The sequence below is a fragment of the Vibrio sp. 1402 genome, from assembly GCF_033340275.1.
This window is the reverse complement of sequence record NZ_JAWOWE010000401.1, coordinates 1-625: the sequence shown is the minus strand read 5'-3', so window position 1 is coordinate 625 and position 625 is coordinate 1. Positions and strand designations below refer to the sequence as shown.

Annotated in this window: 1 protein-coding gene and 1 pseudogene; one reads left to right on the top strand and one right to left on the bottom strand. The window is 43.8% G+C overall.

What is annotated here, in order from left to right:
* Window positions 1-165, top strand: a pseudogene (locus tag R7044_RS26315) (3-deoxy-manno-octulosonate cytidylyltransferase); the annotation flags it as partial.
* 77 nt (window positions 166-242) lie between these two features.
* Here the strand turns inward: R7044_RS26315 and R7044_RS26310 are convergent.
* On the bottom strand, window positions 243-625 hold a 383-nt coding region (locus R7044_RS26310), incomplete at its 5' end, for a SpoVR family protein (RefSeq protein WP_225456129.1).

Below are 625 nucleotides of genomic sequence, written 5' to 3'. Positions count from 1 at the left end.
TGGGCGCCAAGTGCCCTAGAGCAAATTGAATGCCTAGAGCAATTACGAGTGCTTTGGTACGGCGAGAAAATCCACGTTGCAGTCGCTAAAGAAGCGCCAGCAGCAGGCGTTGATACGCCAGAAGATCTTGAAGCCGTTAGAGCTATTGTGGCGAAAAAAGCGTAACGATTCTACTTCTTGCAATTAATAAAAAGGCTCCTTTCATGGAGCCTTTGGCTTTAAGGGGATGAGTATATTTTTTACTAAATGTTTGAATCGTACTGATTGCGTTTTGGACAAGTGGCTAATGTTTCTCTGTGTCCCGTGTCTTTAACTTCTTCTAAGATTACGTCAAAGCCCCATAGGCGATAGACGTGTTTCAATACCTCATCATAACTTTCATCGAGTGGAATGCGGTTATGAGGGACGTACTGCAACGTGAGTGAACGGTCACCACGAACATCCACGTTAAACACCTGAATGTTAGGCTCTAAGTTTGATAGGTTGTACTGCGCTGCCAGAGTTTCTCGAATGCGTTTGTAGCCCATTTCATCATGTATGGCGGAGACTTCAATAAAGTTCTTCCTGTCATCATCGTTGATGGCGAACAGTTTGAAATCACGCATCAATTTCGGAGACAAATATT